Genomic DNA, 6,847 nt, shown 5'->3' with positions numbered 1-6,847 from the left:
CGGCGACAGAGAGATGCGCAGGCTGCTGTGCCAGTCGGCGATCGTCCACGTCCGCACCGCCGAGGACTCGGTGGTCTCGGCCCTCTACAACAGGCTGAGGGCGAGGGGGGTCTCCCACCGGGAGGCCTAGGTGGCGGGCGCTGCCTGAATGGAATAAGTAGAATGGTGCTCCCGATGGGATTTGGACCCATGTCGAAGCCTCGAGAGGGCTTCATGATTGGCCGCTACACTACAGGAGCAGTATTCTTCCACATTCAGATGTTGTTTATAATAGTTACGCTGGAAGAACCGTGAACCAGGCCCCGAGGCATTGCTGAAATCTGATCCCAGAAACAATCTGTCAGTGCTCGACAGCAGGCATGTGGCAGAAGCCACACTTTCGTATCTCCGCCGTTCCATGATTCGTCGTTGCGCAGAAAAGGGCATCGCCCTCGGACGACTTTCGGAAAGGTAATCCCGGGAAACATCATTTACCGCAGGAAATGCGCTCGACGGCAATCTTCGTCTTCTTCCCGAAGAAGGCAACGCCGTAAAGGATGGCCTCACCCTTCAGACCTGAGAAGTACCGTCTGTCGCGGATCTGGGTTATCGCCGCCTTCGCCGCCGTCTCGGCCTGCTTGGCGGTTCTGCAGCGCTTGATCTCGATGATGATGCTCGGACTCCTCGGGACGAGGCTCAGGACGCGGATATCGTAGTAGCCGTCCCCTGCCTCATGGTCGGAATCAACCTCGCAGGTGCCTCTGAGGCGAGCAAGCATCATGAGGACCATCATTTGATAGACGTGCTCCGAATCGAGGATCCTAATGCTCGCAAGAGCGTCCAGAACATTCTGCAGAGACTCTTCCATCGCCTTCACGTCTCCTTTCAGCACAGCGCTGCAGAAGCCATCGACCGGCTTCCTCACGTCCCTGAACCTCCCAAGAGCCCCGATGACGGCATCGCAGTAGACCTTCTGCATCTCCCTGTTAGGGATGGTGAGCCTGTAATGGCCTCCGTCCATCTCCGCGCGGAGGTATCCCGACGCGGCCAGAACGGAGTAGATGTCCTTGCCGCCGGGGTCGCGGAGACCTTCGAACGTAACGGACATTTCGATATCCGCAGATATCGAACCTCCCGATTCAAGTATTTTGAGATCCCCGAACATATCATGATCGACGTTGTTCACCAGATCCGCTATGATGCTGTTGCCGCTGGTTCCTGCCCAATACTTCCCGGGCGTGAACTTCTCGCTGACGTACATGAGGATGCTCCACGGATTGTACAAGTCTGCGTTCCCGAAGCGGTAGCCGTCGTACCATTCCTTCGCTTCCGCGAATTTCTCAGGGCTTCCGAAGTCCGCGCATAGCTTCCGGACCTCCGGCTCCGTGAACCCGAACATGTCATCGAATCCGGCGGACAGGATGCTGTCTGCTCTGAGGTTGTTGAGCCCGCTGAAGATGCTCTCCTTCGATATCTGCATGATGCCGGTCATGACCGAAAACTCCAGCGAGTCGTTCCCTTTGAGGGCGTCCGACAGGAAATTGCGGAAGAATCCCAGGATGCGCTTCGAATCATCCAGGCTGCAGGTGCTGTTGATGGGCGTGTCGTACTCGTCGACGAGGATGACCGCTTTCTTCCCGTAATGCTACTTCAAGAAGCCCGACAGAAAGCTCAGGGCCGATTGCAGCGCTCCGATACCCTCTTCGCCATCGGCGATGGATCTGTACAGTTTCTTCTGCGATGGGGAAAGCCTGTCCGAACCGTCCAGCTCTCCGAATCTCTGAAACAGTTTCATCATGCCGGCGCGGACTGCATCCACGGTGTCCTCGTAGTTGTCCCCGTACATCGTCTTCATGTCGACGGAGATGACCGGGAAGGAGTTCTTCAGAGGGTCGTCCGGTCTGAGCTCGGAGACCTTCAGCCCGTCGAACCAGGAATTCCCTTTGTATCTCTGGTTCAGGTAGGCGTCCAGCATGCTGAGGTTTAGCGATTTCCCGAAGCGCCTGGGCCTTGTGAACAGGAAGGCCTTCGTGGACCTTTTTCGAGGATCCTGCCGATGAGCTCCGATTTGTCGACGTAGTACGCTCCCTTGTCGCGTACCTCGCTGAAGTTCTGGATGCCGATCGCCGCTTCCATGGACTTCCAATCGATTGCCGTGTTTAAATCACTGTCCTTCCCTTTCTCTCTTTGATCCTCGGAACCGAGATGTCCCATGGAGAGCATACGCGGAAACGGTTTACTTATAACCCGGATGCGGCAGTCAGCGGGAACTCAGCATCGGCGCCGAACAAAATTCCGGGTCCTCTCAGCCTCTGATCCAATATCGCTGTGACCGGATTTCTTCAGATGCTGAATTTCAGATTCATAGCATATAACTGCGTCTGGCACATCCGGAATGAGCGATCCATGAAACTCGTAGCATATGCTGTGCCGCGGCAGCATGCTCTTTCCGGGGATCCAGACCTGTTACGTTCGGAACTTCCCCTCCCACTCGTCGGCGAACTCCTCAAGAAAACTCTCCAGCACCTCATGGCGGTGCTCCGCAATCCTCTTCCCTGCCTCCGTGTTCATCATGCCCTTCAGCTTCAGCAGCTTTTGGCGGAAGTGGGATATGGTATCGGGAGACCCTCTCAGGTACTCCTCCTCGGTCGGATCCCCGCTGTACTTCGCGAATGGGTCGTACATCGGCCTCTTGTGGGCCCCTCCGTAGGCGAAGGCCCTCGCTATCCCTATCGCCCCTATTGCATCGAGCCTGTCCGCATCCTGGACGATCTTGCCTTCCAACGAAGAAGGGACGACGGTTCCGGATGCCTTGAACGGGACCTCGGAAATCGCTCTGAGCACCGCCTCGGTCTCCTCCTCGGTCGCATGCACCTTCAAAAGGAAGTACCTGGCCTTCGGCTGGCCCGCAGTCCCCTCCCAGCTTCCTGTCGTCGACATCGTGCAGCAGGGCGGCGGCCCCGACGATGACCGGGTCGGCTCCTTTCTCCTCCGAGCAGATGGACATCGCCGTCCTGTACACCCTGATGCTGTGCCAGATATCGTGCCCCGATGAATCAGCCGCGAACACGCCCGTTATGTACGCCTCTGCCCTGGCCTCCCAGTCCGCATCCATGCACCCCGCCATGACGTGTCCGTATTTCTATATCTGGAAGGCGATTATCCGCCATGGAGTTCCTTGCATCTGATATCCTGGAGGCCGACCCTTCCGTATGCGTCGGCTGCGGGAGATGCGCGTCTGTCTGCATCAGGAACGCGATCGAGATCCGCGGGAAGAAGGCCGTCTACACCGGGGACAGATGCTTCGCCTGCTTCCACTGCTTCGCCGTCTGCCCGAAGGGGGTTATATCGGTGAAAGGCTCGGACTACGTCCCGAAGCCTGTTGCTAAAACGCCCGTTCTGGATTGCGGGCAGTTCATGGGCTTCCTGGAGCAGAGGAGGAGCATCCGCTGGTTCGACAGGAACCTGACCAGGGAGGAGCTGGAGCCGGCGCTGGCGGCCGGGGCCCTGAGCCCGACTGCGATGAACTACGAGGATGTCGAGTTCGCGGTCGTGGATGACAGGCTCGATGATTTCATGCAGATGGTGTACGAGATCCTGAAGCCAATCCGCGGAGAGCTTCCCAGGATCGAGGAGTTCTGCCGCTGGATGGAAGGAGACCGGCCGGACCCGAAACGCCACCCCTTCCTCTGGGAGGGAAGGCAGCTCATCCTGACGTTCGCGAAGGTCGATGCGAATGCCTTCATAGCCATGGCGAGGGCGGAACTCGCCCTCTATGCAGAAGGGCTGGGAGGGTTCTACTCCCTCTTCATGAACATGGCGGCCGAGAGGGACCCGGAGAGGTTCGCCGGGTTCTTCCCGGATGTGCCGCGGGATAAGAAGCTGAAATGCGTCTTCGTCTGCGGGCATCCCAGGATCAGGTTCGCGAGGACAGTGCCGCCGAGGAACATCTCGGTTCATTGGAGCTGATTTTTATATGGCAGGGAAAGAAGAGCAGGCGAGGATGGTGCCGGTCTTCCTGAAGCCGTCGAAGGACCGCAGGATCGTGGTCTTCGGCGGAGGAGAGGTCGCGTATCGTAAATGCAGGCAGTTCAGGGGTTTCGACATCACGGTCATCGCCGAGGATGCGGTCGACGGGATATCGGAGGTGGCGGACAGGCTGATCATCGCCGAGGTCGTCCCGGAAGAGGTCGCAGGATATCTCGACGGTGCATTCGCCGCGGTCGCCGCCACGAACTCGCAGGAACTCAATGCCGCCATAAAGGACGAGGCGCTGAGATGCGGGGTGCTGGCCAACTCCGCCCACGGCGGAGGCGACCTGCTGCTGCCGTCTTCGGTCAGGAAGAGGAACTTCACCGTTGCCGTGTCCTCGGAGGGCTCGGCGCCGGCGTTCCCCCCGTACGTCGCATCGAAGATCGACAGTTTCCTGGGCCCGGAGTACGAGGACATGCTCGACCTGCTCACCGAGCTCAGGAAGGGCCTGAAGGAAAGGATCTCCAGGCAGCCCGACCGGGCGAGGTTCCTCGCCGAGGTGCTCGCCGATGAGGCTGTATGGAACCTCCTCAGGAACGGAGACAGGGCAGGGGCTGAGAAGGAAGCCAGGAAGATTTTGGAAAAATATCATTGACCGTATCTGCGCCCTTTTCTACGGGGATGCTGATATCTCGTCTCCTCGTTCAGAGTATAGCTGCAGTCGGGATACCTGCTGCATCCCCAGAACGTTCCGAACCTGCTCTCGCGGAGCGTCAGCGGCGCCCCGCACTGGGGGCACATATGCGAATCCTTCCCCCTTATCAGGGCTACAGATGACAGCATCTCGGCCGCGAACGGGGATTCCGACTTCGGGTCCAGTACCAGGAACGTGCCCTTCCTGCGCGCGTGACCGCCACGTAGAACAGCCTCCTCTCCTCCGCGAGCGGGAATTCGTCCTTCCCGGCCATCAGGAACTTCGCCAGAGGCGATTCGTCCATTAGGTTGGGGAATCCCAGAAGGCCGTTCCGGCAGTTGATTATGAACACATAATCCGCTTCCAGGCCTTTGGAGCGGTGCACGGTGAGGAACCTGATCTTCAGGTCCGGGCGCGGCTCGAAGAGCACCTTATCGTCTCCCGAATCCCCCGCGTCCATGCCCGGATACTCCAGGAGCTTCTCGTCGAAGGTGTACCTCCCCAGCAGCAGAACGGAAGCGCCCCGGGGAAGATTCCCCAGAATATCCGACAGCTCCGGGAACGGAGGCCCGCTGTGGCGCACCCACAGCCCCTCCAGGAACGTGTTCCCGTCCCCGCCCTGCAGGTACTTGCGGATCTGCCGGGGGTTGCGCATGATGAACCTCCCGCTCGCTTCCAGCAGCTCCCCAGAGAAACGGTACGTGCGCTCGATCCTGAGCACCTCCGCCCCTCCCCAGTGGCTCTCGAAGTCCATGATGTACCCGACATCCGAGCCGTTGAAGCGGTAGATGGACTGCCAATCGTCCCCCACGCAGAAGAGGCAGTAATCGGAGCTTGCGCGCAGCTCCTTCATCAGCCTGAACGACGGCCCGGCCAGGTCCTGATACTCGTCGACGATGACCCAGCGGTACGGATTGCGGTACCTTCCGCTGCGGACCTCCTCAGCGGCCAGGTTGAGCATGTCAGAGAAGTCTACCGCTCCCTCCCGGCGCAGGTACTCGGTATAGGCGGAGACCATGGGGTTCAGCAGCTTCCTGAGCGAGCGCAGCATCAGCCTCTCGGCGCCCGGTTCCCCGTCGGGATAGACCTCCTCAGGAGGTTTGCCGGTATCGCGCAGGAGTATGAGCGAGGACGACAGCCGGGACACCAGCTGAGAACGGACGACAGGATTCCCGACCATGTCCTCGAGACGGTCGCGGTGGATATCGGAGAACGCCGCCCCGGCGGCCTCCAGCCTCTTCTCCAGAAGCGTCCTCAGGTTCCCTGCCAAACGCTCCCCGGCAGCGACCTCGATCACCCTGCACCCCTCCGCCTCGGCGGATTTCCGCTTCTTCTCAAGCTCCTTCAGGTACTCCTCTTCGGCGTTCGGACGGTTCTTCAGGAACCACCTGCACGGCTCCCCGTCCGCGCCCATCCCGGTGTAGAGGACGCGGATCCTCCTCCCGTTCAGGAAGAAACCCGCCCCCGGCCCGTCGAAACGGTAGGATATCCCGCCGAAATAGAGCGCATCGGCGATCTCCCGTTCGCCCGAGAGGTTCATGGATTCCCCCTTCTGGCTCTTCAGAGGGGAATGGCGGTACCATGCCGTCCTCTCCTCCCAGCTTCCGAAGGAGGACTCGTCCCTCTCCCCGCCGGAGAGGGAGATGAACTCCGCGGCATCCTCCAGGTACCCGGGGACCTCGGAGAGGATGTCCAGCGAGTCGCTGACGAACCTGCCCATCTCCATCTTCGATACTATCGGGCGGGAACCTTCCGCGGCCTCGATGATCCCCATTCCCAAGGAGTGGAAGGTGGACACCTTCACCTCCTCCCCCGTCTCCGCGCGCAGCCTGGCCGCCAGCTCGTTGACGGAGGCGTTGGTGAACGACAGTGCCAGTATCTCCTCCGGGCGGGCCCTTCCCGTGGCCAAGAGGTACTTGACCAGCCCCACGATGACCGTCGTCTTCCCCGTGCCGGCGCCGGCGACCACCAGCCTGCTGCGGACATCGGTGGCGATGGCCTGCAGCTGCCGTTCGTCGAGATCGCGCCCTTCCACAGGGTTGATGATCCTGCCTGCTTCCGCGCCCTTCTCTTTCCCCAGGGTCTCGTTGTGCAGCCTTATCCTGTTGACCGCTTCCCCGACATTGCGCTTCAGATCGGAGTACGCATTCCTGGCGGAGACTGAGGACAGGGAGAAACCGCTCATGTCCAGAAGCCGGCCGG

The 6,847-nt window shown here is 60.1% G+C and carries 8 protein-coding genes, 1 tRNA gene and 1 pseudogene; 3 read left to right on the top strand and 7 right to left on the bottom strand.

From position 1 onward, the window contains the following. Window positions 1–163: 163 nt before the first annotated feature. The 5 genes and pseudogenes from AUQ37_RS02755 to AUQ37_RS02735 form a co-directional block, all read right to left on the bottom strand. A tRNA-Glu gene (locus tag AUQ37_RS02755) sits at window positions 164–239 on the bottom strand. Between the two features lie 227 nt (window positions 240–466). Beyond that, window positions 467–847 (bottom strand): PD-(D/E)XK nuclease domain-containing protein, encoded by a 381-nt coding sequence (locus tag AUQ37_RS12005; protein WP_255354870.1) that lies wholly within the window; start codon window positions 845–847, stop codon window positions 467–469. Window positions 848–1,288: 441 nt separating this feature from the next. Beyond that, a pseudogene (locus AUQ37_RS12000) lies at window positions 1,289–1,954 on the bottom strand (AAA family ATPase); the annotation flags it as partial. An 8-nt stretch (window positions 1,955–1,962) separates the two neighbouring features. Next, on the bottom strand, window positions 1,963–2,202 hold the full coding sequence (locus AUQ37_RS12845) for an AAA family ATPase (RefSeq protein ID WP_058747306.1): 240 nt from the start codon (window positions 2,200–2,202) through the stop codon (window positions 1,963–1,965). A 243-nt stretch (window positions 2,203–2,445) separates the two neighbouring features. Next, entirely contained in the window at window positions 2,446–2,919 is a 474-nt protein-coding gene (locus tag AUQ37_RS02735) for an HD domain-containing protein (protein ID WP_201013665.1), read from the bottom strand. 26 nt (window positions 2,920–2,945) lie between these two features. On the opposite strand from AUQ37_RS02735, the gene AUQ37_RS10660 reads away from it, so the two are divergent. From AUQ37_RS10660 to AUQ37_RS02725, 3 genes are read left to right on the top strand one after another with little or no spacing between them, the layout of a single operon-like run. After that, complete coding sequence (locus AUQ37_RS10660; protein ID WP_201013664.1) at window positions 2,946–3,167, top strand: hypothetical protein; 222 nt, start codon at window positions 2,946–2,948, stop codon at window positions 3,165–3,167. Then, complete coding sequence (locus AUQ37_RS02730) at window positions 3,148–3,948, top strand: nitroreductase family protein (RefSeq protein ID WP_058747305.1); 801 nt, start codon at window positions 3,148–3,150, stop codon at window positions 3,946–3,948. The genes AUQ37_RS10660 and AUQ37_RS02730 overlap by 20 nt, the downstream gene beginning before the upstream one ends. 7 nt (window positions 3,949–3,955) lie before the next feature. Further along, on the top strand, window positions 3,956–4,606 hold the full coding sequence (locus tag AUQ37_RS02725; RefSeq protein ID WP_058747304.1) for a bifunctional precorrin-2 dehydrogenase/sirohydrochlorin ferrochelatase: 651 nt from the start codon (window positions 3,956–3,958) through the stop codon (window positions 4,604–4,606). Here AUQ37_RS02725 and AUQ37_RS13415 read toward each other — a convergent pair. Then, window positions 4,600–4,752 carry a topoisomerase DNA-binding C4 zinc finger domain-containing protein gene (locus AUQ37_RS13415; protein ID WP_201013663.1) on the bottom strand — a complete coding sequence of 51 codons (153 nt, stop codon included), beginning with the start codon at window positions 4,750–4,752 and terminating at the stop codon, window positions 4,600–4,602. The two genes, AUQ37_RS02725 and AUQ37_RS13415, sit on opposite strands and share 7 nt — an antisense overlap. 26 nt (window positions 4,753–4,778) lie before the next feature. Then, window positions 4,779–6,830 (bottom strand): UvrD-helicase domain-containing protein, encoded by a 2,052-nt coding sequence (locus AUQ37_RS02720; protein WP_235584850.1) that lies wholly within the window; start codon window positions 6,828–6,830, stop codon window positions 4,779–4,781. Window positions 6,831–6,847 lie beyond the last annotated feature (17 nt).

Origin of the sequence: Candidatus Methanomethylophilus sp. 1R26, assembly GCF_001481295.1 — an archaeon.
GTDB lineage: Archaea > Thermoplasmatota > Thermoplasmata > Methanomassiliicoccales > Methanomethylophilaceae > Methanomethylophilus.
This window is presented reverse-complemented; position numbering and strand designations above follow the sequence as displayed.

Excerpts from the sequence above, each read along its gene's own strand:
- AUQ37_RS13415 (WP_201013663.1), bottom strand. The coding sequence starts at position 4,752 with ATGTGCCCCCAGTGCGGGGCGCCGCTGACGCTCCGCGAGAGCAGGTTC.
- AUQ37_RS10660 (WP_201013664.1), top strand. The coding sequence starts at position 2,946 with ATGACCGGGTCGGCTCCTTTCTCCTCCGAGCAGATGGACATCGCCGTC.
- AUQ37_RS02730 (WP_058747305.1), top strand. The coding sequence starts at position 3,148 with ATGGAGTTCCTTGCATCTGATATCCTGGAGGCCGACCCTTCCGTATGC.
- AUQ37_RS12005 (WP_255354870.1), bottom strand. The coding sequence starts at position 847 with ATGGAAGAGTCTCTGCAGAATGTTCTGGACGCTCTTGCGAGCATTAGG.
- AUQ37_RS12845 (WP_058747306.1), bottom strand. The coding sequence starts at position 2,202 with ATGCTCTCCATGGGACATCTCGGTTCCGAGGATCAAAGAGAGAAAGGG.
- AUQ37_RS02720 (WP_235584850.1), bottom strand. The coding sequence starts at position 6,830 with ATGAGCGGTTTCTCCCTGTCCTCAGTCTCCGCCAGGAATGCGTACTCC.
- AUQ37_RS02725 (WP_058747304.1), top strand. The coding sequence starts at position 3,956 with ATGGCAGGGAAAGAAGAGCAGGCGAGGATGGTGCCGGTCTTCCTGAAG.
- AUQ37_RS02735 (WP_201013665.1), bottom strand. The coding sequence starts at position 2,919 with ATGTCGACGACAGGAAGCTGGGAGGGGACTGCGGGCCAGCCGAAGGCC.